We start from the raw sequence: 25,656 nt of genomic DNA, 5'->3' as shown, positions 1-25,656 counted from the left end.
CCGGCCAGCTGGGTTAATGGCTATGGCCGTCGTGGCTGTGATCGTGGCCGTCGTGGCTGTGATCGTGGCCGTCGTGGCTGTGATCGTGGCCGCCCTCTTCAGCAGGCTGAGCTGGGGCTTTTCCGCCCTCATTCTTCACATAATCCATGCCACATACCGGGCACTCGCCGGGCTGATCGCTGCCACTGCCTTCGCAGTGCATAGGGCAAATGTAAGCAGCCGTATACTCCATGCCCTGCTCTTTGGCTTGTGCCGTGCCCTCCTCCTTAGCGTTGCTGTTGGCGGCATCGCCCCCACAAGCGGTGAGCGCGGCGGCAAGTGCCAAGCTAAGCCCAAGGGCTCTGGTGAAATTCCATACTGTCATAACGTAATTGGTATTTTCTGACAAAAAAGAGGTTTGCCCATTCTTCGGGCTTACCTTCGCAAAGGTAAGCATTAGGGAAGGCGCTTCGAAGCAACTGCGCCCAAGTACTGCCAAACGGAGGCTTCAATTGCAACTGCTTTAAAACATAACCCTTTGCGCCAATTTTTAAGGGCGTTCAATCGGAAAAGCAGCTGTAGTCCTGTATCTTGCACGGTCAAAAGGAGCGCTGCCATTGCGCTTACTCCCCAAAGCTCAAACTTCAACAACAAATGATCAACGTCGATTTACTCAAAAAAATCTGTGAAACGCCGGGCGCACCTGGATACGAACAGCGCATCCGGGAACTTGTCCTCGCAGAAGTGCAACCACTTGCAGACCAGGTATCTGTGGATGCGATGGGCAATGTAGTGGCCATAAGGAAAGGGCAGGAGGGCAAACGGGCTATGGTAGCTGCTCATATGGACGAGATCGGCTTCATCGTTACCCACATCGACGAAGACGGCTTCCTCCGTTTCCATACCTTGGGCGGTTTTGACCCCAAAACCCTGACCTCACAGCGGGTGATCGTACATGGCAAGAAAGACTTGGTAGGGGTAATGGGCTCCAAGCCGATACACCTCATGAAGCCAGAAGAGCGCAATAAGCAGCTGCCGATCAGCGAGTATTATATCGACTTGGGCATGAGCCGGGAAGAGGCCCTGAAGCATGTTTATGTAGGTGCACCGGTCACCCGGGAGCGGGAGCTCATAGAGATTGGCGATTGTGTAAACAGCAAATCTTTGGACAACCGTGTGTCGGTCTTCATTTTGTTGGAAACCCTGCGCGCGCTAAAAGGAAAAACATTGCCTTATGATTTGTACGCCGTGTTCACCGTGCAGGAGGAGGTAGGGCTCCGGGGGGCTATTTCCGCCGCACACCATATTGACCCCGACTTTGGCTTCGGGCTGGATGTTACCATCGCTTTTGATGTGCCGGGCGCTCAGGCCCACGAGCAGGTGACCGCCCTCGGGAAGGGCGCTGCGATAAAAATTATGGACGGTAGCACTATCTGCGATTATCGTATGGTAGATTATATGAAGCACACCGCCGGGCGGCACGGCATACCCTGGCAACCGGAGATACTCCCGGCGGGAGGTACAGATACAGCAGGGCTGCAGCGCTACGGGAAGAAAGGGGCTATTGCAGGCGCTATCTCTATACCGTTGCGCAATATGCATCAGACGATCGAAATGGCCAATAAAGCGGATGTCAAGCATTGTATCGACTTGCTGACGGCCTGTGTATCAGAACTGGATCAGCACGACTGGAGCTTTGGCGGTGCTGCACCTGAGCATCCGTCCGCCTACCCTTTCCTTTAACTTGGCTGGCCGTATCTTCGCGTTAATACCACTGGAAAACATGAATGCCAAGCAAACCTTCCTGAGCATTGTCATTGGCGGTGCCGCAGTCTACTTTTTTATTAAGTACCTGCCTGATATTGAGCGGCTTTTCGAAAATGGAGCGAGCGCTTTGTTTGCGGTGCTTGTACTGCTTATACTGGGTTTTATGGGCTATCGCGTGCTGAGCAGTTAGCGGTGTGGCCCTGATGCTTGCCTATTTTAAAGTTGGGCGAGCCGGCGGCACAGCCTATAGTGCACTTTTTGCCCAGCCTGCCAGCTACATCATCCACAGCGCCTGCTCCGCCACGGAGGCAGGCCGCACACAGCGGCCCTCAGCCCCCTGGGGCAGGCGAGCCTTAGGCCTCTCAGCCCTGAAATGGGCGGCGGGGCTTATCTTGACCATACCGCTGCCCTTACTCCAACTGCGCTGACAGCTGCCCTGCACGCGCTTGAAAAGCCACTTCTGTACCCAGCTCCTGAAGCAGCTGACGGGCCTCATCGAGCCGGCCCAATTGGACCAAGGCCAAGGCCGTATACCATTTCAGCGCGCCTGCCCCAACCGAGGAGGAGTCGATTTTTTCCAGCCAACCTAATGCCCTTTCCGCCTGCCAGTCGCCTAACAAGGCATTGGCCAGCAACAGCTGTGCCTTAGGGTCATCAGGCTGTGAGCTGAGGTAGTTTTCAAAATGGGGGATGCTCTTCCCAAACTCCTCTGCCTGGTAAAACTTTAGCGCAGTAACGAGCTCTGGCTTGCCCTGCAATACAGACGGGACGGCGGCGCTCCTTAGTATGGTATACCCGGAAGGCATGGGCTGGAACGCTTCAGCAAACACGCGTTCGTGAAAACTGCCGATGCTGTACTTGAATACCGCAATAAGCCCCACCAATAACAGCAGCGCTGCCGCTAAGCGGTTCAGGTAGGGCTGCCGGGGCGGTGCCCCTGCCTTTCGTGCGCTGAGGAGGGAAGCTTTTAGGGCCGACAGCTCCCGTTCTGCATCCGCTTCTGGTATGGCCTGGTAGCCCTCTACAGCAGCATCGCAGAGCGGGCAGTCCAGCAGATGAGCTTCCACCCTGCGGCAAGCAGCAGGAGAAAGGGTACCGCTCAAATATGCTTTGATCTCCTTTCGGGAAAGGCAGTTGGTAGTACGGTTAAAAATTGAATCCATTTTTCACGTTTAGCGCCCTTGGCCCATCAACTGGGAAAGTACCTTATGAAGCATCCGCTTTCCGTTCTGCAGGTGGCTTTTGACTTGCTTGTAACTAAGCCCGGTCTGCTCGCTGATTTCGTTGTAGGACAGTTCTTCGTGGAAGAACAGGACAATACACTGGCGCTGCTCCGCAGACAAAGATTTCATGGCCTCTGGCAATAGTGCTTTCTTCTTACTGACATCGTCTTCACCAAGCTGACGCAGAAAGCCTTCATTTTCCACACGCCCATCCTCTTTTTTATCAAAAAAAGCAGACTCCTCAACCAAGACAGGGCCTTTACGCTGCCGGCGGTAGGCCGAAACAGCTACATTGCGGGCAGTCTGAAAGACAAAGGCGGGGAAGTCCCGGACAACACCGGGAGACTGCATAGCGAACAAATTGGCAAAGACTTCCTGTACCATATCCCTACGGTCTGCTTCCGACCGCAGATACTTTAACGCTACACCGTGTACCAAGTGGGTAAACTGCTGTACCAAGGCGTTGCAATCTTCTTCTACCCCACTTTCCCGGCAGGAACGCCAAAGCTCCTCCGGGGTACGCGCCTGCTGCACCCCAGTATTTTTGTTTCCGCTAGTTATCCTCCGCATCCTGCTCATTATTTGGAAAAATACGGACTGTCCAGCAGTTATGCCAGCTCCTGGCAATAGAAGTTTATGAAAGGCTAGAATTTTACCGTGTGGATAATATGATCGAGGTACTCCATGAAGTCTCGTTTATCCTGGCCAGGCGCATGCAGAAAACCATCGATAAAGAGCAGCTCATTCGTATTGGGGTTCAAGATCAGATAGCTGATGAAAGCGCCGCCCATGAAGTCGTTTACGATCTCCCAAACACCCCTGGCCTCCACTGCGTAATAGCCGTTCACCTTTGTTGTGTTGTAAATGACCGGGAGGTCTACGTCATTGACCCGCATGTACGTGTCTTCTATCGTAGTGGAGATGTACTTCCGCCCGATCGAATCCCGGACAGCAAGCAAATACTCCTTGCTCAGCTGTGCCTGATCCTCGTACTTGATTTTTTTAAGCAGCAAATTGCTCGATATCTTGTCCGTCTCGCTCCGGATCCAAGCCACTTCCCCATCTTCTATGGCCATAAAGTAGTCTGTGGGCAGGCGAAGGGTCACGCCCATTGCATCTTTCACTTCGTTGATCAGCGGGTTGTTGATGCCATTGAGATAAACATAAGCCTCCAGTTTTTTCTTATCAAAGGATTTCACCTTCTTCTTCACTGCCGGGAAGTTAGACTTGATCACCTCGATGAGCTCATCCCGCGAGTAGGCAAACTGGTAAATCAGCAGCTGCCCTTTTGCCCATTTATCGCGCCCGGCAGCATTATTGACGGCCTTGTCTGTGCGGGCCTCGTAGGCTTTTTCTTCGCCAACGTCCTTACGGATCATATTGCCCGCTGCAGAGTTCTCGTCTCCAAGATTGCCGACGATCATGTAAGTCCTCAGCTCCTTGCGCAGTGGGTCCTGAGCCAGCTGCTCCGGCGTAAAGTGGCGCAGGTCAAAAATAGGCTCCGGCTGTGGCAGCAGTGGATAGGCTGAAGAGTAGTAATACCGCAGGGTATCGCCTACCGGGCTCTCCCACAGCTCATTGTCCATCACGACTACGATCTCGTTCAACTGCCCAAACGCAGTAGGTACGGCTTTCATACTACGCTGTACCTCCTGAGAACAACCCCATACCAATAAAGCTGCCGTAAAAGCCAGAAGCATGGACAAACGATTATGCATTTTCATATAGCTGGTTCAATTTGAAAAATCCAGGCAGGCGCCCCGCCCGAAAGCAAACAATATTGCGCACCTAAAGATAAGAGAAGTTTGCCGGCCTGTGCAGAGGCCAAAAGACTTTGCAGGGCCACCCTGCCTGAGTGTATGTTTGGAGATGCACCTGACAGCGGTTTTGGCGGGTGCCCTTTTCGATCGGCCTCATGCTAAATATCGGCTCCTTACAACGCGATAAGCCAGCCCCGACATCATCAGGGCTGGCTTATCAACATCAGCGCGCAGGGCCTCAAAACGGATGCCGGGCAGCTTATCGCCCACCGCAGCGCCCTACAATATCCCGCAGGGCTTCCGGGTCCTTACAGCTGATGAACAAGCGCTCACCGTTCTTCAATACTAAGCGGATGCCTGCATAGTGGTTGACACTGATCATCTGCTCCCCAAAGTGTATGCCCCAGCCGTTGAGCTGTGCAGACAGCGGAAACACTACCACTTCACAGTCTGCCACCTCCGACCAGAAAATTTTCTTGCGCCGAAAATGAAGGGGGTAATAGCGGTAACGGATTTTTTCGTCATCAATCTTCAACTCCAACCGGATCGATAAGAGATAGGCAAGAGCGCCGCCCAATATCAAAAGGATCAACATACTCTTCAACAGCACTTTCTCCTGATCAAAATCCGGGTGCCCATACGTCGCATAAAGATGATAAATCGTGAAGGCAATAAGGGCTCCGAGAAGCCCAAATACTTCCCATCGGCGGAACCGCTGTACTTCTTTATAGCTTGTTTTTGAGGCCATAGCAAGATAATTTACATTAAGTTAACACTGAATTAACACAGGCGTAACCGAAAAAACAAGCTCAGGGATAATTAAGTTCCCAGGCATCCACAATTTTTTAATACGCTGAAAGTAGGAACCCTCTTCCCGGTTGCTGCAGCCGTTCCCCCGGGGCACAAACCAAGCTATCGCCTCTTCTAGGCCTTATGGGGCCTGCCCCTGCCTGAGGGCAGGTGCCGCTATGCTACGGGGCTCGCTCTTCGCTCGGCCCTATCGGGCTTCACACCCCTTCGCAGCGCTAGTCCGTCTCCATCCTAGTGCTTATAGCCCGCCACCCCAAGACCGGTGTTTTCCGGCTTGCGCTTTTCTCCCGGCCAGGCATTCCGGCTTTCCTCGCGGCACATCGCCCTCACTTCGCACAGCCCACTGCAACGGGAATACAACAAAAGGCCTATAAACGCAAGCGCCCGGGCCTTGCATTGTGCAGGGCCCGGGCGCTCAAAGCCAGCCGCAGTAGCCTGGGCTAGAACAAGCTTTCAATAACTTTCTCCTCGGTAATGCCCTCCGCTTCGGCTTTATAATTGCGGACGATACGGTGGCGCAGGACATATTTCGCTATAGCCTGTACGTCTTCTATATCGGGGGAATATTTGCCATGCACCGCAGCATGGCACTTCGCCCCGAGCACCAAGTATTGAGACGCCCGTGGCCCGGCACCCCAGGAAATATAATTGTTGACCGTATCCGTGGCACGAGGAGTGTTCGGGCGCGTCTTTGTCGCCAAAGACACTGCGTACTCCAGCACATTATCGGCTATCGGCACCTTACGGATCAGCTGCTGATAAGCCAATATCTGCTCGCCGGTGAGCACATGCCTGAGCTCGTGCGTTTTTACGGTAGTCGTGCCTTTCACAACATTGATCTCCTCTTCATAAGAAGGGTAATCAAGGGGGATATTGAACATGAAGCGGTCCAGCTGTGCTTCCGGAAGGGGGTATGTCCCTTCCTGCTCGATAGGGTTTTGAGTAGCCAGCACAAAGAAAGGGGCGGGCAGCTTGTGCCGCACGCCGCTCACCGTAACTGAGCGCTCCTGCATGGCTTCGAGCAGGGCTGCCTGCGTTTTAGGCGGTGTGCGGTTGATCTCATCCGCCAGCACGATGTTCGCAAAGAGAGGGCCCGGGGTGAATTTGAAGTGCCGGTCCTCGTCCAATATTTCAGAGCCGGTAATATCCGACGGCATAAGGTCTGGCGTAAACTGAATCCGCTTGAAATCCAGATCGAGCACTTCAGCAATAGTACTGACGAGCAGAGTTTTTGCCAGGCCCGGCACCCCAACAAGCAAGCTGTGGCCGTTGCTGAACAGAGATATGATGACAGCCCGGACCACATCATCCTGGCCAACAATGACCTGTCCGATTTCTTTTCTCAGTTCTTGGTAAGAGGCTGCGAGCTGGTCTATCGCCTTTGCTTCAGAGTTTAACGCGGTATTTGCCATTAGCGGATTATCGTATGATGATTAGTGAGCAGAACAGGTATGCCCCAAACGCCCGAATATACACTTTGTTGTGCCGGATAAGAGCCGGCAATACTTCAATAACACTTCCATAACATATCGGAAAGCGCATAGTTTTTCCCGGTAAGGGAAAAGTGCCACCACTCGGTAGTGATCGGCTGAAAGCCCTCTTCCAGCATGGCATCCCTGAGCAGTTTACGGTTGGCAAGCACCTTTTCAGGCAAGTCTTGGTAGCTCGGGTGGGCTTCTGGCCCAAAGAAGTCGTAGGGCGTGCCCATATCGAGCTCCCGCCCGGTAGACAAGTCAACGATAGTCAGATCGACTGCAGCGCCTCTGTTGTGCATTGAGCCCTCAGCCGGATCGGCTACGTAGCGGGGGTCCGGCACCTTATCCCATAGTTTTTGCTGAATAGGCCGGGGCCGGTAGCAGTCCAGCATCTTCAGCCCGAGCCCTTTTTGCACCATTTTCCGCTGCACACGGGCCACAGCCGCTGCCACTTCAGGCCTGAGGAAACAACGGCCGCAATCGTACATCTGCTCTTTGACGAAGTTGTCGGCCGTGGCATACTTCAGGTCGAGCACAATTTCCGGGGCTAAGCGGGACACTTCCGCCCACTCGGCAGTATCGTAATCAGCTATTGGCTGAAGTTCTTCCGCATCAGCGGCAAGGGTATCAACAGCAGCAAGGGCGGTCGCCTCGCCCACCGTTTCCTGCCGCCCACTGCCAGCATTGCATGCAGCCAGAAGGCTGCCGCCAATGAGTATAGCTAAAGTAGTTCTCATCATCGGTATATTTTCAGGGATGCCCCTATCCCCCCAATGATACAAAATCTTCAGCGCAATTAGACGTCGTAGGTCACTTCCACTTCGTCAGAGGTAGGGTGTGCCTGGCAAGTCAGGATATAGCCTTCCTCCACCTCATCGTCGTCCAATGCAAAACAAGCATCCATTTTCACACTGCCTTTAACGACCTTGGCCATACAGGTAGAGCAAGCGCCGGAGGTGCAGGAATAAGGCGGGTCCAGCTTTTGGGCCAACAGGGTATCTAGGATGGTCTTCCCAGATTTGACCACCACCTCATGAGCCGTGCCATCGAGGTGTACTGTTACCTTAGCCCCATCTATGCCAGCCACTTTCGGCCCATCGTGGCCAGTGCCCGAGGTGAACCGTTCGGTGTGGATGTGCTTGCCGTCTACGCCATGCCCATTCAGGGCTGCTTCAACGGTATCGATCATGTCCCCAGGGCCGCAGATAAAATACTCGGCCTGCCTGCTGCGCTGCTTGTTCTCCTGCAAGAAACGGGCTACAGACGCCCGGTCGATGCGGCCGGTCTGCCCGCCCCAAGAAACGGCGCCCTTTTTCAGGAACCCAAAAACACCGCCCCCTTTCTCGCGCCGCGGCTTGCTGAGGATGTGCTCTACGATAAGCTGATTGTCATATTTCTGTTGCAGCTCGGCCAGGGCATCCTTAAAAATAATCCCCTCTTCAACCCGGTTGCCGTAAAGCAGGAACACTGTGCTCTGAGGCTCCTCCTCGAGCACGGTCTTAAGGATAGACATCAGTGGCGTTATGCCGCTGCCCGCTGCAAAGAGGTAATAATCTTTGCGGTTATCGGGGTCAAGCGGGGTATAGAAGCGCCCATCGGCGGGCATCACTTCTACCTCATCTCCGGCTTTTACCTGACGGTTGATATGAGTAGAGACCTTCCCTCCTGCAACCTCCTTGACCGTGACCGCCAGGTGGTCTTCTAAGGGGCTGCTGCACATAGAATAAGAGCGGCGCTCCTCCTGCCCATTGAGGGTAAAGCGGAGGGTGAGGTACTGCCCCTGCTTGTACTGAAAGGTGCTGCCCAGGCTCTCGGGCACATCGAATATAAGCGTCACGGCATCTTCGGTTTCCCGGCGTACGTCGCGGACTTTGAGACTGTAGAATTTCTTGCTCATGTTGTTTTCTGGAATTGAGTCGGCAAAAATAGAGAATCCCTCGCACACCGGGCAGGTATCACCCTGCTTATCGGCTGCCAAGAAGCAGGCGGCCGTTGCCTGCCGCTAATGCAACAGCCACGAGGGCTTCTGGTTTAGGCTTGTGCGATATCTTGCAACAACCCACAATTTGCCCTATTTTAGAGCGTGCTGGGGCTTTAGTAATCGGCCTGTCCCGCTAGACAGCGGGACACTTTTCCGCTTATACTTCGCCCCGAAGATCCTTCCCGCTTTTGTGCATCAAAAGCGGGACTTGGCTAAGCTCCGGTTTTCGGGTCTCGTTTAATCAAAAAACTGCTTGGATGTTAACATAGCATCTCTTAATACCCAAAAGCTCCTCCCCTATGTTCACTACCAGAGATTTGAAGTATCTGCTGGCCTACGTACTGCCAGCCTCCGCATTTTGGGCAGTCAGCCAAGGCGGCCTAGCCTCCTACAGTGCGCTTTTTGTAGGCTTCGGCGCCTTGCCCGCCCTAGAGCTCATCCTTCCAGTTTCTACCCGTAACCCTGCGGTGGAAGAAGAAGCCCCCCGCTCGCGCCTGTTGATTTTCGACCTGCTTTTGTACCTCAACCTACCGCTGTTGTACCTTTTGGTATGCTACTTCCTTTCTACGGTGCACCAAGGCGGCCTTGCACCGTGGGAGATCACAGGCATGACGCTGAGCGTAGGGCTTGTCATCGGCACTTCGGGCATCAATGTAGGGCACGAGCTGGGCCACCGGCATACGGCCTATGAGCGGGCTATGGCCAAAGCCCTGCTGCTGCCCGGCTTCTACATGCACTTCATCATAGAGCACAACCTGGGGCACCACAAGCACGTCGCAACGCCTGAAGACCCTGCCACAGCCCGCCGGGGCGAGCCCATCTATCGCTTCCTCCTGCGCTCGGCCTGGGGCGCTTACCGGAATGCGTGGCGGCTGGAGCGCAGCCGGCTAAACCGGGCCGGGCAGCCGTTCTGGAGCATAAACAACGAGATGCTGCGGTTTACGGCTATAGAGCTGGGCTATCTGCTTTTGGCAGGTTGGGCGTATGGGCCAGCTGCCGCTGCCCTAGCCCTGGGCGCTGGTGTTTTTGGCTTCCTCATGCTCGAATCGGTCAATTATATCGAGCACTACGGGCTGGTCAGGCGTAAACTCCCCAATGGGAAATACGAACGGGTAACCCCTGCCCATTCTTGGAACTCCGACCACGAGCTGGGGCGCATCTTCCTTTATGAGCTGACCCGCCACTCCGACCACCATTACAAAGCAACCCGCAAATACCAAATCCTGAGGCGACATGAGGAAAGCCCCAAGCTGCCTACCGGCTACCCCGGGGCCATTTTGCTCGCCCTGGTGCCACCGGCCTGGTACCGGGTGATGCACCCCCGCCTGCCCCGGCAGCAAGGGTAATTCTCCATACCGTTCTTTATTGTAGGCTGTAGTTTGTATTTTTGTTTTTTGACTATGTACACACCGTATGCTGTACTTTGCCAACAGGCTCCATCTGGGCAACAGGCCATACTAGCGGCCTGCCCCGGCAACTGCGCTTTGAACGACTTATGAAGAATACCGGCCTTTTATTGTTAATGTTCTTACTGGCGAGCGTATCCGCCTTTGCACAAGAATCCATTGAGGACCTGAAAGCAGAGCTGAATGATGCAGAAGACAGCCGATCGAGGATGTACCTCAATTATCAGCTGGGCGAAGCCTATCTGCGTGTCAACACGGAGACCGCAATAGCGTATGCCAAAGAAGCTTTCAACCTTGCCAACAGCAATAGCGATGCTGCAATGGGCGCTCAGGCTGCCTTCCTCACAGGGCGGGCCTATGAGCGTGACCGCAACGAGCGCAATGCTGAGGTCTGGTATAAAACAGCACTGGCCAAAGCCAAACAGGCCAAAGACTCTGACCTCATCATCAAAAGCGTGGAACGGCGCAGCCGGCTGGCCGAAAAGGACCGCAACTACCGCAAAGCTTATCAGATTGTAGAGGAGGCTTTCAATTATTTCAGCCAAAATGGCACGAGCATCAGCGACCTCGAGCGCAATTATGAAAAGCTGCGGGCCTCCCTGCAAAAAGAGCAGCAGCGCCTGCAGGAAGAGATTGACCGCCTGGCCAAAGAAAAGAATGACCTTTCCACCGACCGGGACCGCCTGCAAGAACGGCAGCAGCAGCTCGTTCAGGAAAAAAAGCAGGTGGAAAAAACTGTCTCCCAAAAAGAAGAACGGCTAGCCGATGTATCTGCGGCCAAAGCCCGGGCCGACTCACTGGCTAAAATCCGCCAAAAACAGTACGACCGCCTGTCTCGTGAAAAACTACAGCAGGAAGCCTTGCTCAATGCGCAACAACTGGAGCTGACAAAGGCTCAGCTGGAGTCCGAACAGATCCGAAATGAAGCCGACCGCAACCGGGAGCAGCGCAATCAGCTCATCATTCTGGCCAGCGCCGGTATCCTGCTTACCCTTCTGCTCCTTGTGCTCTTCTTGGTCAGCCGCCGGAGCCGGCGCCGCTTGCAGGAAAGCCAAGCCCAATTGCTCGATGAACAAAAAAGGGCCAATGACCTCCTGGAAAATATCCTGCCTAAACACATCGCCAAGGAGCTCAAAGAGACCGGGCAGGGGGTTACGGCCAAGCACGAAGAAGTTACTGTGCTCTTCAGCGATTTCAAAAACTTCTCCACCATTGCCGAACAGCTTACCCCCGAAGAACTGGTCGAGGAGCTTGACCTTTGCTTCAAAGGGTTCGATTTCATTTTAGAGAAGTACAAGGACATTGAAAAAATAAAAACCATAGGTGATGCCTACATGTGTGCTTCCGGCCTGAACGACGTGAAAGCCCGGCCGGTGCACATGATCGAAGCGGCCTTGGAGATACAGAAGTTTCTCGAAGAGCGCAAACAGGAGCGCACTCGCTTGGGCAAGCCCTTCTTCGAGGCACGGATAGGGGTACACACGGGCCCTGTGGTAGCCGGCATAGTGGGCATCCGCAAGTTTGCCTATGACATTTGGGGCGACACGGTCAATATCGCTTCCCGGGTAGAAAGCAATGGCCAAGCCGGCCGCATCAATATTTCCGAAGCCACTTACAACCTCGTGCGCTATAAGTATGAGTGCGAATACCGGGGCAAGGTGCAGGCCAAAAACAAAGGGCTGATCGATATGTACTTCGTAAAGGGGCCTAGGGTCATTGCTACCCCGGCCGCTCCGGCAACGACGGCTTAGCCCGGCAATGCCCGCCCTGCTTTCAATTCTTGTAAGTAGCGTAGCAGTGACTGCAGCTGTTGTTTGTTGCCCAAAACGATAAAGCTCGCGCCCGGCTGCAGTATGGTATCTGGGGCAGGGTTCACCTCGTAATGCCCATCCGGTGCTTTGTACCCAATGATATTGCTCCCAGTCTGCCGCCTCAAGTGGAGCTCCCTCAGAGACTTGCCCCGGCAGTGCAGCGGCAAGTCTTCATAATCGACCTCCTCAAAACCAATGTCAGAGCGGTACTCATTCGTGATAAAAGAAAAGAACTCCACCGCCCCAGGCTTGCTGATTAGGGTGGCCATGTAAAACCCGCCGATCTGTTCGGGCATGACCACGTGGTTGGCCCCAGCCATCAGCAATTTTTTTTGCGACCGGAAATCCTTGGCCCGGGATATGATATTGAGCGCAGGGCTGAGCTGACGGGCAGAAAGGACCACGAACACATTATCGGAATCATCTGGCAGCGCAGAGATCAGTGCTGCCGCTTCGTTGATGTTGGCCTTAAGCAGCACCTCATCGTGGGTGGCATCATCGTGCAGGTAAAGAATGCGGTCGGCGCTCTTCTGCAGCTCCTCGATTTTGCCGTCGTCTTGGTCAATGACCACAAAGGGCACCTCGTGCTTGGTAAAGTGCTCGGCTATTTCCCGCCCGTACTTGCCATAACCGCACAAAATCACATGCTGGCTCAGTTTCTGAATGGAGGTATTGATATGATTGGTGTGCATAGTCTTAAAAATTTCACCCTGTATGACGTAGTAGGTGAACACCGCCAGGGCATAAGCAAAGATGCCGATATTCAGTAGGATGATGAAGGACGTAAACAGGCGGCCGGCTGTGCTCAAGGGCTGCACTTCCGTAAAACCGACCGTGGAGATCGTAATCATCGTCATGTAAAACGCATCAGCCAGGCTGTAAGACTCGATGTACATATAGCCCAGCACACTGAGCACCAGCTCCCCTACCAATAGCCCGGCTGCCACCCTAAGGCTGAGGAAGGAAGAGGGAACTTGGTACAGATTGAAACGGCTGAGCTGAAAGCGTTTCCACATTGGGCTGACTTTTTTCAAAACACTGGCTGAGCACCATCAGTGCAGGGCATAAACGATATGCCTTATTTTCCTAACCAAAGATAGTGAACTTTCCCCCCACGCCCCCATGCCCTACGGGCGGAAAAACTACCCTAACTATGAAAAACTACCTCTTCTTTCCTCTACTCCTCCTTGGGCTGAACGCTACAGGACAGCCTGACTTTACCGCGCAGCTAGGCGCTTTGTCCAAAGCACACTCCCGCACGGCCTTTTCTGCTGCGGTCATTCAAGATGGAAAAATCAGCTACTTCAATGCACAGCCCCGTCGAGGCAGAGCTCCAGCAGCGAATGAAAAGAGCATTTACGAGCTGGGGGCGCTTACCGGGCCCTTCACGGCTCTGCTCATGCTCCGCCTTTCAGAAAAGGGCAGGATAGCCCCCGGCCAGCCACTTACGGACTACCTCCCCGACAGCCTTTGCCCGCCCCCTTTTCAGCCAGCGCGGTGCACAGAAATGGTATTGCCCGGCACCCCGCCACGGCTTATGATGAGCTGTTCGCCAGACCTGGCCCGGGCAGGGCGCACTCCAACTTTTTGTGAGCTCGCAGCCCACACCTCTGGCCTGCCCAACGCTGGCCTGGGCCACTACGACTGGCACCCGGGCGCACAGTATGCTACTACAGTTTCTCAGCCCCCTTCAGCAGCTGCGGCCTACCCGGCCTTGCTAGCCGGCCTTACACAGAGCTGTTACAAAAACGAGCCTGGCACAGCCTGGCATTTTTCCAATGCTGGCATGGCAGTGCTCGGGCACAGCCTGGCTATAGCCGAAGGCCAACCGTTTGCCTACCTGCTGGAAACCGAAGTTGCGGGCCCGCTTGGGCTGGCAGATACACAGCTGGAGCTCAATCCGGAACAGCGCACCCGGTTTATGAGCACTGAGCCAGCGACGCTGCCTATCATGGGGCCTGCCGCCGGGCTGAAATCTACCACAACAGACCTAGCCCAACTGCTCTATGCTTACCTCAACTCAGAAAGCCACCCTTGGGAAAGCATCCTGCTCGAAAGCCGGCAGCCCAGGGTAGATGCGAATTTTCCAGGGTTTGCATACCCGACCACCGGCACTTATGGCTGGCTGTCCAGCTACCTCGCCGGGCCGAAGGCAAGGGAGATTATTTGGATGAACGGTGGCACCGAAGCATTCAGTGCATTTGCTGGCTTCGACCCCGATAATGGGCAGGCTGTTGTGCTGCTTTGCAACAAAGCAGGCGTTGACCTTACCAAGGAAGGTATAAAATGGTTGCAGGAGCTGCCTGTAAGGCGTTAGTTCAGCCGGAGCAGTGTGCCCCGGGGCAGTTTGTCGCCCTGTTCTACCCCATTGAGGCGGGCAACAGCATCTGGATCAAGAAATGGCAGCTGCTGAGACAAGTCCGCCACCGTTTGCCGGTTTCGCAGGGTATAATACCATTTGCCCACTACCGGGAGCGCTGCAGGTGAAGGGCAGAGCGGCCGCAGCGGCCCTTTTGGCACAGGCAGCCGGCGGATATCAGGGAGGGGCGGCATAGGCGACATAGGCTGGAAGCGGCGGATTTCGCGGGGGAAAAAGACCAGAAGCTCCTGGCCCGCCCAAAGCGAATCCGATTGGAGTTGATTCCAGGCAGCCAGCTGATGGACAGAGCAGTTCAGCTTTTTAGCTACTTCGGGGAGGGTCTCTGTTCCAGAGACATAATAAGAAGTCTGTTGGTACTGCTCCGGAGCAGGAGGCGCTGCCTCCACTCGGTCTTCTGCAAAGAAGGCATCGGCAAGATGATCGGGGCGCTGCGCCTCAAGGTAATCGGTTACGGCCTGCAGTACGCGTTTGGGCAAAATGAGGAAATTGCCCTCCTCGTTGCGGGGCAGCAGGTCTCTTTTGTAAGAAGGGTTGAGCTTGCGGATATAATCTAGGGAAAGCCCTGTCAATTGCGCAACACGGTAAAAGCTGATGGCGTCATACACTTTAACAGAACCCGTAATCTGTAAATCGAGCTCAGGATAGGCTGGCTGAACCCCATAGGCTTTGTAATACTCCATGAGGTAGGTAGCCCCGATGTAAGCTGGCACATAATTGCGGGTCTCCCGCGGCATATAGCGGCGGATTTTCCAAAAGTCTTTGCTACGCCCCCGTTTGATGGCCCGCGCCACACGCCCCGAGCCCCCGTTGTAAGCGGCAAGGGCGAGGGCCCAATCTCCGTACTTATCGTAAGCCTTCTTGAGGTAGGCGATTGCAGCCTGCGTAGATTTGTGCGGGTCTTTGCGCTCGTCTACATAATCATTGATGGCCAAGCCGTAGTCTTGGCCGGTGCCCGGCATAAACTGCCAAAGCCCTACCGCACCGACCCGGGAGACCGCATGTGGGTTGAGGGCAGACTCCACGACAGACAGGTACTTCAGCTTTTCGGGCACCCCCTGTTCTGCCAGGTACTTTTCCATGATCGGAAAATACAGTAGCGCGCGGCCCGTGACAAGCTGCGCCTTATGACGGCTGTTGCGGTATAGGTACCCACGTATGTACCCGCCCACCACGCTATTGTACTTCAGCTCAAAGAGCGGGTCTTCGATCTCTTGCAGGCGGCTGATCACTTCTTCTTCGTTGTATTCCGGGGCTGGCGTAGCTGCAGCTAAAGTGGCATTCAGCCCGGTGGCGAGCAACAACATGAGCAGCAAAAACAATGGCATTGGGGTATACTGGCTATCCATAGGGTAGACTTTGCTTCCTGGAAACATCCCGGGCAATGAGCGCCCGAATGCTTTGGCTACAGCCTAAACAGTTGTTAATCAATTGCTATTTGCTGTTCAACTGGCTGCAGCATGGGCACAAAAATAGCAAATTTTCCCTGTACCAGCCTGAGGCACCAACTCATGCCGGCTTAATACACTTGCGAAATTTCGCTAAATTCTGTTATTTTTGAATTCTATGAGTACAAAAACACAAAACGAGCGAATACTTTTTGGCCTGAAAGTCAAACAGTTGAGACAATCTCTAGGGCTATCCTTTGCAGACCTATCGCAGAAAGCCCGGCTTTCCGTTTCTTACCTCAATGAGATTGAGAAGGGGAAAAAATACCCCCGCGGCAACAAAATTGAGCCCCTCGCAGCGGCCCTGGGCGTGACGCCCGAAGAGCTGACCTCCCTGGAGCTGAGCCAGAACATGGCCCCGGTGGGAGAGCTGCTGCAGTCCAATTTCCTCAATGAGCTGCCCCTTGACCTCTTCGGCATAGAGCTGTCCAAAGTAGCGGAGATCATCGCCAACGCCCCTGTACGGGTAGGCGCGTTCATCTCCACTCTGCTCGAACTGTCCCGCAATTATGCGCTGAAGGAGGAGAACTTCTACTTTGGCGCCCTGCGGGCCTACCTAGAGCTCAACAACAACTACTTCGAAGACCTTGAGGAGGCGGTCAGCCGCTTTTCGCAGCTGTATGAGATCCCGCAGGGCCGGCCGGTGCCGGAGGCTGTACTGAGGAACATCTTGGAGTCCCGTTTTGGGTATACCATAGAAGACGGAGGGCTGAACGCCTACCCCGAGCTGCAAAAGCTGCGGTCTGTTTTTTTGGCCAAGGATAAGAAACTGCTGCTCAACCGCAGCCTAACGCCTATGCAGCGCGCCTTTCAGTACGGCAAGGAGCTGGGGTTTGAGTTCTTGCAGCTCAAAGAGCGGGCCAGCACTTCTTCCCTGCTGAAAGGCAGGGTATTCGAGGAGGTCATCAACCATTCCAAAGCCATTTACTTTTCTGTAGCGCTGCACATCCCGCACGACCCCTTCATAGCCGATCTGAACCGCTTTTTCAGCCGGCCCAAATGGGACGGAGAGGCTTTCCTGAGCATTATGAAGCGGTACGAAGCTACCCCTGAGATGTTCTACCACCGCCTGACCAATATCCTGCCCCGTTTTTTCGAGATGAGCAAGATGTTCTTCCTGCGCTTTACGCACAGCCCGGAAGAGGATATTTTCGAAATTGACAAGGAGCTGCACCTGAGCAAGCGGCACCACCCCCACGGCAATGGCTTATACGAGCATTACTGCCGCCGTTGGGTGGCCCTTTCCTTGCTCAAGGACCTCCACCACATGCAACAGGAAGGTAAATATGTGGACAATATCGTAAGGGCGCAGCGTTCCCGCTATCTGGGCACAGAAGACGAATACCTCTGCCTGACGATTGCCCGCCCGGCCTACCCTACGCCCAACCTCAACGTTAGCGTGACGATAGGCATCTTGGCTACGCCGGAAGCCAAAGCACGCATTGCTTTCTTTGATGACCCCGCTATACAGCGCCGAGAAGTCAATAAAACTTGTGAGCGTTGTGCGGTACGGGACTGCGAGGAAAGAGCAGCGGCGCCCGCCGTAGTCAACCGGCGGGAGGCCATGCGCAATATTCAGGATTGCCTTTCCAAGCTGGAGGCCTCCCAATAACAAGCTGGGCCCGCTTTTTGGCCAAATGCACTGCCGCCCTTACCCTAAACCGCAGGGCTGCTCAAACATTTCTATATGACATACCTTTCTATTCTAGGTTTTGTAGCGGCAGCACTAACCACTGCAGCCTTTATCCCTCAGGCGGTCAAAACCATACGGACCGGCTCGGCGGAAGACCTCTCGCTGGCTACCTTTTCCATGTTGCTGGCTGGCACGCTGTGCTGGTTCGCGTATGGCTACGGCATCGGAGATGTGCCCCTGATGGCCGCCAATGGCATAACCGCTTCCCTGGCTGCGGTCATCTTTGCGATAAAAGTGCAAGCGGTGCTGCGCAAGCAGGGTTAAAAGAGCCGGCAAAGGTTTCCGTCCTTGCTAATTTGGGCATAGCCCTGGCTGGCAGCGCTGCCCCTTGCTATTAATTGCCTATTTTCGAGTTCCAAATCCAATTGATCCCGATATGAGAAAAATAACTGTATTCCTAGGGCTTGCCCTGCTGAGCCTAGCCACCGTGAACGCTCAAAAAGACATTACGCTTGAAGGCATCTGGAAGAACTATGAATTCTATGCCAAATCAGTGCCGGGCTTCAATTTCTTGCAGGACGGCAAGCATTACACCCGCCTGGAAGATGACAAAATCTTGCAGTATGACATCACCTCAGGCGAGCAGGTCGCGACCATTTTCGACCCTGCAACGGTGCGTGGCAACGAAGATTTCACTGGCAAGATCGATGGGTACGAATTCAGTGCCGACGAGTCGAAGATCGTGGTCAGATCTGGCACAGAATCTATCTACCGGCGCTCCTACCGGGCCAACTATTTCATCTATGACCGGGAGGCCAAAACGCTGCAGACCGTTTTCACGGAAGGCAAGCACAGCTATGCCGACCTGAACCCTCAGGGTGATAAAGTAGCCTTTGTCTACCAAAACAACTTGTACTACAAAGACCTCGAAAGCGGGAGCATCGTGCAGATTACACAGGACGGGCAGCACAATCAAATCATTTATGGTGCCACCGACTGGGTATACGAGGAGGAATTTGGCTTTGCCAAGGCCTTTTTCTGGTCGCCCAACGGGGATCGCCTGGCGTACTACCGTTTTGACGAGAGCGAGGTGAAGGAGTTCACGATGACCAATTACCACGATGAGATGTACCCGGAGTATGTCACCTTTAAATACCCCAAGGTAGGGGAGGACAATGCCGAGGTTGATGTTTTCATTTACAGCACTCAAGGCGGCGAGCCGGTTAAAGTGGACTTGGGCTCTGCCAAGGAGTATGTGCCCCGCATCAAATGGACGGCCAGCTCAGATGAGCTGTGCGTATACCGCATGAACCGTCATCAAAACCACTTGGAGCTGTTGCTGGCCAATGCCAAAAATGGGCAGACAAAGCTGCTCTTGGAGGAGAAAAACCAATACTACATTGCGGAAAGCGTACTGGACAACCTCACTTTCCTCAAGGATGGCAAGCGCTTTATCTGGAGCAGCGAAAAAGACGGCTGGCACCACATTTACCTCTACAACATGAAGGGCAAGGCGCTCCGTCAGATCACCAAGGGCAAATGGGAAGTGAGCACCCTCTATGGGGTGGACGAAGCCAATGGCCGGGTATACTATCAGGCGGCCGAGAAATCGCCTATGGAGCGTCAGGTCTATAGCATTGGGCTAGACGGGGAAGACAAAATCATTATTGCTGGCGCTTCTGGCTGGAACAGTGCGCAGTTCAGCAGTACCTACGATTACTACGTAGCCTCCTTCTCTACGGCCAATACGCCCACCACTTATACTGTTTTTGACCAGAAAGGCCGGCGCTTGCGCACCATTGAAGAGAACAAGAGCCTCAAGGGCAAACAGGTAGAGTACGGCACACAGCCGGTTGAGTTTTTCTCTTTCACGACCAAAGACAAGGTAGCACTGAATGGCTGGATGATCAAGCCTACTGACTTCCGCGCCAACCGGAAATACCCTGTGTTTATGTACCTCTACGGCGGGCCTGGCAGCCAACAAGTCACGGACAGCTGGAAAGGCAGCAATTACTGGTGGTTCCAAATGCTGGCGCAGCAGGGTTATATCGTGGCTTGTGTAGACAACCGCGGCACAGGCGGCCGGGGGGAGGAATTCAAAAAGATGACCTACAAGCAGCTCGGCCATTACGAGACCATAGATCAGATCGAGGCGGCCCGCTATCTAGGCGGCTTGCCTTATACCGATGAGAGCCGTATAGCCATCTTTGGCTGGAGCTATGGCGGCTATATGTCTTCCCTGTGCCTGCTCAAAGGCAATGAGGTGTTCAAGGCAGCGATTGCTGTAGCCCCGGTCACCAATTGGAAATGGTATGATACCATCTATACTGAGCGGTACATGCAGACTTATAAGGAGAATGAAGCAGGCTACCGGGACAACTCTCCGGTATATTTTGCGGACCGCCTCAAAGGCGATTACCTGCTGGTACATGGCCTTGGGGATGACAACGTCCACTTCCAGCACACGGCTGAAATGGCCAATGCGCTTATTGCTGCCAATAAGCAGTTTGACACCTACTTCTACCCCAACCGCAATCATGGCATTTATGGGGATAATGCCCGCCTGCACCTCTATCAAAAGATGACCGACTTTTTGGAAGACAGCCTTGAGCCGGAGAAAACGGTCATCAACCGGGCAGAGCAGTCCATGAAATCAGATAAGAAAAAAGTTAGCCCGCGCCTACAGATTGCACCTTCGCAAAAACTGTCTGCCCCTTTGAAAAAAGATGGCAAGTACGAGGAACAATAACCTCCCATATTGCCTTAATGCTTCAAGCGCCTGTAACGTTCCGTTACAGGTGCTTGTGGCTTAGAGCGCTGATGCCCAATTTTAATGGGGCACCAACCCAAACACCGCCTATTCAATGATGGCTGTGGACTAGCGCTGCGAAGGGGTGGCCAGCCCGGTAGGGCCGAGCGGGTAGCGAGCCCCGAAGCATAGCGACCCCTGCCGTCGGGCAGGGGTAGGCCCCCTCAAATCATGCAGGGGCAGGCCCTAAAATGGCCGTCTGTCCTGCGCCTTTTCAAGGTGTGGTGAATTTTGGCCTTACGCTTTATCAGAAATATCCCACTCATGCTAAAATCTGCCTTAACACTTTTTGTTGCCCTGACTGTACTGAGCAGCGCAGCCCCGGGCCCCGGGCCTGCAGAGGCTGCGTTCGAAGTGCTCGAGGCAAAATGCAACCCCTGCCACTTGGAAGACAAGCCCCGGCGGGTATTCACCCAGGAAAATATGGGACAGTACGCCGGCAGCATCTACAAACAGGTGTTTGTCAAAGCCAAGATGCCCAAGGGGGATGAAGTAAAGCTGACCCCGGAAGAATCAAAGGCGCTGCGGACATGGCTCGCTGCTATAGGCGAGGCCGGCTAGGCGCTGCCCGCTCCGCATGCAAACTCCTGCTCTTGCCTTGCCCTTTACCGTACTACTGTGATAGCGGTACGCATCGGGGCGGCCCCGGCACCGGTTATACTCAGGTAATACAAGCCTGGCGCAATGCCATCGAGGGGTACGCTAGCAGCTGCTTCGCCCGGCAATAGCTGCAGCTCTAGGACGGCCTGCCCCAGCTGGCTCAGCAGCCTAAGCTGCCCACCGTTTTCCAGAGGAGTGCCCCAAGATGCCTGCACCGAGTTGCGTGCGGGGTTGGGCCAGGCCTTCAGCTCTCCTGCGGTGCCCGGGCTTCCGCCCTGCAAGCCCCAAGGCGCAGATGGCTGGAAAGCATCTTCCTCAAAAAATACCTCCCCGAAGGTCACCTCACCGATCACCTGCCCGCCTGCGCGGAAGGCAGCCATGCCCACCTCCACACAATCGGGCATGAACAGGTTGGCCTGGGAGACCAATGTGTACGTCAGGCTCCCGAGCGGCTGGTAATAGGCACGGAACAAATACCCGGTACGCCTTAAATAGAGCCCACGGGGCGAGAAGCCTGTACGCAACTGCACCTGACGGCCGCCGCCAGGGTTGGTGCGCACCTCCCACCGCATCGTCTGTGACCAGTTCGTGAACAGGGCCGCGTACCGCGCATCTGGCGCACTGCTCTCGCGCACCATCAGGCCGCCGTAGCTGCCATTGGTCTCCACTACCCTTGCGTAAGCTTCAAAATTGCCGCACATTTCCCGGCTGATCATGCCCAGTTCGTCTTGCAGTGAAGACAGCGGCTGTGAGCCCGGCGTGCTTACGGAGAACAGCCCCTCGCCAGAGCAGGGGGTATATGCGTAGACACCGCCTGCTGCGCCAGCGCCGATATCCTCGCCTTGCCAGCCATCGCTCAGCTCGCCTGTAACGATGACCTCCACTAGAGCCGTGCAGCTGCTTTCGTTGCCGCTTGCATCGCGCACATACAGCTCTACTTCCTGCACCCCGGCATCTTCACAAGTGAAGTAGGCTTGGCTCAGCTCCAGCTCAATGCCCAATACACAGTTGTCGGTACTGCCTCCGTCTACCGAAAATGCAGGCAGGAAGCCTTCTCCATTATCAGGCCCCAGCTCCACGGTGGCGGGCATGCAGACGGCTTCCGGGGCGTAGGTGTCTCTGATGGAGACCGCTACCTCGCAGCTCGAGATATTGCCTGCCTCATCCTCGGCAGTAAGCACAACGGGGATGTCCTGCCCAGCATTGCTGCAATCAAAATAGCTCTGCGAGAGGCTCAGCTGCAGCTCGCCCATACAGTTGTCTGTGTAGCCCTGCAGCAGCTCGTTAGGCGTGATCGTCCGCTCCCCATTGTTGTTTAGCTGGCGAAAGATGCCTGTGCAGAACAGCTGGGGCGATACCGGGTCGACAACTTCTACGGATACGCTGCAGCTCGAAGTATTGCCGTTCACATCCATTGCCGTAAAGGACACTTCGTTGATGCCCGCATCGCTGCAGTTAAACAGCTCTTCGCTCAGCCACATGGTGTCCACCCCACAGTTGTCGCCTAAAGACAAGACCACATCTTCTACAGCGAGCGAAACGGCCCCATTGCTGCCGACCAGCTTTGTCACATCTGTGCACAATAACTGGGGCGGGCTGACATCACGCACTTGCACGGATGCCGTACAGCTGCTCACATTGCCCGCAGGGTCCTCTGCAGACAACACCACTGGCACTATTGTCCCGGCTTCGCTACAATCGAACGACTCTTGCGACAAACTCAGGGATACATCGCTGCAGTTGTCTGACACAGCCAGCAGCAGGTCATCAACAGATACAGAAGCGGTGCCCGACAGCGATAGGTTGCGTACAATGTCCAAGCAGGTCACACTGGGCGCGGTAGGGTCGGATACCGAAACATCAATCGTGCAAGAAGACAGGTTGCCGTTCACGTCCAAAACGCTCACGGTCACCTCATTGGTGCCAGCTGAGGCACAATCGAAAGTGCCTCCGGCCAGCCAGACCGAGTCCACCCCACAGTTGTCTGACAAAGACACGATAATATCATCAGGGCCTACTCCGGTGGTCCCGGATGGGCCTACCTCTACTGATACGTCTGTACACGACAAGGCTGCACGTATCGTGTCCAGCACTGTCACTTCCACTGTGCAGCTGCTGAGGTTGCCCGCCGGGTCTTCTACTTCTATGCCAAGGCTGACCGGGGCGCCGGTGTCCATGCAACCGAATGCAGACCGCTCCAGGCGGATGTCCACTGTGCCGCAATTGTCGCTGTACGCCAATACATCTCCGTATACGATGGAGGCTGCGCCGTCTTCATCCAGGTAGACCGTCAGGTTGTTGCAGCTCACCTCGGGCAAATGAGGGTCCGAAACTTCTACGTTGACCATGCAGGAAGCGCTGTTGCCGTTGACGTCTAAGGCGGTGAACATCACTGCGTTCGTACCGGCATCCCCGCAGGCGAAGCTGTACACGCTGAGCCAGGTGCTGTCTATGCCGCAGTTGTCTGAAATATCCGTGGCAATGTCCGGGGCCGCAATCGGAACGCTGCCGTCCAGGCCCACCTCTACGGCAATATCCGTACAGCTGAAACTTGGCGCTATCGTGTCCAGCACCGTTACTTCCACTGTGCAGGAAGAGAGATTGCCCGTAGGGTCTAGAGCAGAGAGCGTAATGGCCGGGGCAGTTCCAGCAAGGTTACAGCCTAGGGTATCTGTGCTAAGCCATAGGCTGTCTATGCTACAGTTGTCGTAAGCATCCTGTTGTAAAAGGTGGAAAGGCGCTAAAGCGAACGTTCCGGCGCTGTCAAGGTAAGCTGTATAATTGTGGCAGGAAAGCACCGGTGCTGTGCTATCGGCCACAGCCAGGTAATAGACAAAAGCCGTTCGGTTACCCGTTTCATCTTCACTGCTCATGCTAAGCTCATTCCATCCTCTGGCTGCATATAATGACAATTCATACCAGCCAGAGTCCGGGTTGACCAACTCCAAAAAAGCCGTAGAGAGCGCGTCTGGGCTGAAAAGTTCTGCCAGGACGACAGGCAACGCACAATCCTCGGCAGAAATCGTACGCCAAGAGAGGAGCAGCCCACAGGTATCTGGGGCTGTATTCAGATAAAGCGTATCCCCGCTAACCAGGGTATCCCCTTCGGCATTCAGCACCCACAGAGGCGGCATGTCATTATCAGGTGCACAAGGGTCTGTAGGAAAGGGGTCTAATGCATCACAGAGCCCATCTTCATCGGTATCCTCATCGTAACAAATATAAGTACTCACGGTATCCTGAAAAAGTGCCGGATAATCGCAATCGGCAGCCTCAAAGGTGTAATACTGAGCCCCTTTAAACAATGGGGACTGTGGTTGTACAGAAAGAATGCCCTCCGCCGTTATTTCAAGATTGAATGGGGAAAAGTCTAGACGGTAGGGCCCTTGAGCGCTCCCTAGCTCACCGTTGGTACTGAAGGGCACCTTTACCGGCAGGTCAAATACCCGTTGGTGAGCTGCGCTGTACAACTGTACTTCGAGGCTATCCACTGGCACCTCATTGTAGACCGTAGCGAAAAACATTGCAGATTGATTGACAAAAGTAGGGGCAGCAACCCCCCGGACAACACCCGCCGAACGGAACACCAACAAGTCTCCAGGTTGGTTGAACATATAAGACGGCGTGAAATAAGCTCTCGCCACGATCGACATTTCCTGGGGCAATCCGGTGTTGACTTCTGCCGCCCAGGCAGGCGGAGTAGTTACCATGCCTGTATCCAATACTGGCGTTACCGCGAAATCCAGACAAGAGCCCGAATACTGCGTTTCATAGGCAGCCAAGTCTACCTCCATGAAGCTACTTCCGGGAGGGGCGTATTGCCCGGGGATTTCCTCCCAGGAAGGCCCATCGAAACCTGGCTCTACTTTAAATTCTATAACAGTAGCAGCAGTGTAGGCATTGGCCGTTTGCTCTGTAGCGCGCACAATCAGATAAGTCGTCCCAAAGAACTCCGGCACAGGTGTCACCAAAAGGGTGTCGCCAGAAAAAGCTACCTCAAGGCTAGGGTTGGGCTCGGCGGTCCAAGAGACGGGGTCGTCATCAAGTTGTACTAAGTAGGGGCTCAAGGAAAACGGGCTGAACGCCTGCCCCTGCAAGGAGAAACGGGTAGGTATGCCGTTGAGCAAAATCGGGGCATCACCTCCGGGGTAAGCATCGATTACGTAAGGAGCTAAAAGGCTGCCAAACTCGGCTTGATGAGAAAAAGAGAGCGCAGAGAGGGCTTCGATAACTTCATCTTCTTCATCACTGTAAACCCAAACCTCGATCTCGGCCATTGGCTCATGGGAGAAAACAGTAGCAAAATGATAGGTAATGCCATTGATCATGAAAGGGCTGCTCAAGCCAACGACCTCCCCATCGGAAATAAAGGCTACCTGATCTTCCAGACGGTTGGACAGCTGCCCTTCTATAGAGATGATCGCGGTGACTGTTGCGCTATAATTGTAAGTACCGGGTGCAGGAGCCTGCCAGTCCGGAGCCTGAGCATAAGCAAGTGATGGCAAAACAGCCCAAACTGCCAGGCAGGCCAAATACTTTAAGTTGTCAAAAAGGAGCTTCATTGCTGTAGGGTTTTA

At 54.4% G+C, this 25,656-nt stretch carries 20 protein-coding genes; 9 read left to right on the top strand and 11 right to left on the bottom strand.

All coding sequences use genetic code 11. The features are described from left to right. Nucleotides 1-13: 13 nt before the first annotated feature. Entirely contained in the window at nt 14-364 is a 351-nt protein-coding gene (locus FRY97_RS10345; RefSeq protein ID WP_147167453.1) for a heavy metal-binding domain-containing protein, read from the bottom strand. 269 nt (nt 365-633) lie between these two features. Between FRY97_RS10345 and FRY97_RS10340 the strand changes: the two genes are divergently transcribed. After that, nucleotides 634-1,722 carry a M42 family metallopeptidase gene (locus tag FRY97_RS10340; RefSeq protein ID WP_147167452.1) on the top strand — a complete coding sequence of 363 codons (1,089 nt, stop codon included), beginning with the start codon at nt 634-636 and terminating at the stop codon, nt 1,720-1,722. A gap of 40 nt (nt 1,723-1,762) precedes the next feature. Next, nucleotides 1,763-1,936 carry a hypothetical protein gene (locus FRY97_RS22340; protein WP_170254584.1) on the top strand — a complete coding sequence of 58 codons (174 nt, stop codon included), beginning with the start codon at nt 1,763-1,765 and terminating at the stop codon, nt 1,934-1,936. Nucleotides 1,937-2,156: 220 nt separating this feature from the next. Here the strand turns inward: FRY97_RS22340 and FRY97_RS10335 are convergent, their stop codons facing one another. From FRY97_RS10335 to FRY97_RS10305, 7 genes are all read right to left on the bottom strand, one after another. Further along, on the bottom strand, nt 2,157-2,909 hold the full coding sequence (locus FRY97_RS10335; RefSeq protein WP_147167451.1) for an anti-sigma factor family protein: 753 nt from the start codon (nt 2,907-2,909) through the stop codon (nt 2,157-2,159). Nucleotides 2,910-2,918: 9 nt separating this feature from the next. Then, a complete protein-coding gene (locus FRY97_RS10330) occupies nt 2,919-3,539 on the bottom strand; it encodes an RNA polymerase sigma factor (RefSeq protein ID WP_170254583.1) in 621 nt (206 codons plus the stop codon). Between the two features lie 74 nt (nt 3,540-3,613). Continuing rightward, nucleotides 3,614-4,693 (bottom strand): DUF4837 family protein, encoded by a 1,080-nt coding sequence (locus FRY97_RS10325; RefSeq protein WP_147167449.1) that lies wholly within the window; start codon nt 4,691-4,693, stop codon nt 3,614-3,616. Between the two features lie 295 nt (nt 4,694-4,988). After that, a complete protein-coding gene (locus tag FRY97_RS10320; RefSeq protein ID WP_147167448.1) occupies nt 4,989-5,477 on the bottom strand; it encodes a hypothetical protein in 489 nt (162 codons plus the stop codon). A 502-nt stretch (nt 5,478-5,979) separates the two neighbouring features. Further along, nucleotides 5,980-6,951, bottom strand: a complete 972-nt coding sequence (locus FRY97_RS10315; protein WP_147167447.1) for an AAA family ATPase — start codon at nt 6,949-6,951, stop codon at nt 5,980-5,982. Between the two features lie 95 nt (nt 6,952-7,046). Then, nucleotides 7,047-7,754, bottom strand: a complete 708-nt coding sequence (locus FRY97_RS10310) for a M15 family metallopeptidase (RefSeq protein ID WP_246141664.1) — start codon at nt 7,752-7,754, stop codon at nt 7,047-7,049. A 56-nt stretch (nt 7,755-7,810) separates the two neighbouring features. Then, nucleotides 7,811-8,911, bottom strand: a complete 1,101-nt coding sequence (locus FRY97_RS10305; RefSeq protein ID WP_147167446.1) for a ferredoxin--NADP reductase — start codon at nt 8,909-8,911, stop codon at nt 7,811-7,813. A gap of 383 nt (nt 8,912-9,294) precedes the next feature. Here FRY97_RS10305 and FRY97_RS10300 point away from each other — a divergent pair, with 383 nt between their 5' ends. Both FRY97_RS10300 and FRY97_RS10295 read left to right on the top strand, forming a co-directional pair. After that, nucleotides 9,295-10,341 carry an alkane 1-monooxygenase gene (locus FRY97_RS10300; protein ID WP_147167445.1) on the top strand — a complete coding sequence of 349 codons (1,047 nt, stop codon included), beginning with the start codon at nt 9,295-9,297 and terminating at the stop codon, nt 10,339-10,341. A 176-nt stretch (nt 10,342-10,517) separates the two neighbouring features. After that, nucleotides 10,518-12,152 (top strand): adenylate/guanylate cyclase domain-containing protein, encoded by a 1,635-nt coding sequence (locus FRY97_RS10295; protein WP_246141666.1) that lies wholly within the window; start codon nt 10,518-10,520, stop codon nt 12,150-12,152. Here the strand turns inward: FRY97_RS10295 and FRY97_RS10290 are convergent. Further along, the gene (locus FRY97_RS10290; protein ID WP_147167443.1) at nt 12,149-13,228 is read right to left on the bottom strand and encodes a potassium channel family protein; all 1,080 of its coding nucleotides are present in this window, start codon (nt 13,226-13,228) and stop codon (nt 12,149-12,151) included. The two genes, FRY97_RS10295 and FRY97_RS10290, sit on opposite strands and share 4 nt — an antisense overlap. Before the next feature lie 137 nt (nt 13,229-13,365). Here FRY97_RS10290 and FRY97_RS10285 point away from each other — a divergent pair, with 137 nt between their 5' ends. Further along, a complete protein-coding gene (locus FRY97_RS10285) occupies nt 13,366-14,529 on the top strand; it encodes a serine hydrolase domain-containing protein (protein ID WP_147167442.1) in 1,164 nt (387 codons plus the stop codon). Here FRY97_RS10285 and FRY97_RS10280 read toward each other — a convergent pair. Beyond that, nucleotides 14,526-15,938, bottom strand: a complete 1,413-nt coding sequence (locus FRY97_RS10280; RefSeq protein WP_170254581.1) for a lytic transglycosylase domain-containing protein — start codon at nt 15,936-15,938, stop codon at nt 14,526-14,528. The genes FRY97_RS10285 and FRY97_RS10280 overlap by 4 nt on opposite strands. Nucleotides 15,939-16,155: 217 nt before the next feature. Between FRY97_RS10280 and FRY97_RS10275 the strand changes: the two genes are divergently transcribed. From FRY97_RS10275 to FRY97_RS10260, 4 genes are all read left to right on the top strand, one after another. After that, the gene (locus FRY97_RS10275) at nt 16,156-17,649 is read left to right on the top strand and encodes a helix-turn-helix domain-containing protein (RefSeq protein ID WP_147167440.1); all 1,494 of its coding nucleotides are present in this window, start codon (nt 16,156-16,158) and stop codon (nt 17,647-17,649) included. A 75-nt stretch (nt 17,650-17,724) separates the two neighbouring features. Next, nucleotides 17,725-17,994, top strand: coding sequence for a SemiSWEET family sugar transporter (locus FRY97_RS10270; RefSeq protein WP_147167439.1), 270 nt, complete (start codon nt 17,725-17,727; stop codon nt 17,992-17,994). A 112-nt stretch (nt 17,995-18,106) separates the two neighbouring features. Beyond that, on the top strand, nt 18,107-20,419 hold the full coding sequence (locus FRY97_RS10265) for a S9 family peptidase (protein ID WP_147167438.1): 2,313 nt from the start codon (nt 18,107-18,109) through the stop codon (nt 20,417-20,419). A gap of 324 nt (nt 20,420-20,743) precedes the next feature. Beyond that, nucleotides 20,744-21,040 (top strand): hypothetical protein, encoded by a 297-nt coding sequence (locus FRY97_RS10260; protein ID WP_147167437.1) that lies wholly within the window; start codon nt 20,744-20,746, stop codon nt 21,038-21,040. A 44-nt stretch (nt 21,041-21,084) separates the two neighbouring features. On the opposite strand, the gene FRY97_RS10255 is transcribed toward FRY97_RS10260, so the two are convergent. After that, nucleotides 21,085-25,641, bottom strand: a complete 4,557-nt coding sequence (locus FRY97_RS10255) for a T9SS type A sorting domain-containing protein (protein ID WP_147167436.1) — start codon at nt 25,639-25,641, stop codon at nt 21,085-21,087. Nucleotides 25,642-25,656: the final 15 nt, after the last annotated feature.

This window comes from Phaeodactylibacter luteus (genome assembly GCF_007993045.1).
GTDB lineage: Bacteria > Bacteroidota > Bacteroidia > Chitinophagales > Saprospiraceae > Phaeodactylibacter > Phaeodactylibacter luteus.
The sequence above is the reverse complement of the archived record's forward strand: the minus strand, read 5'-3'. Positions and strand labels throughout refer to the sequence as shown.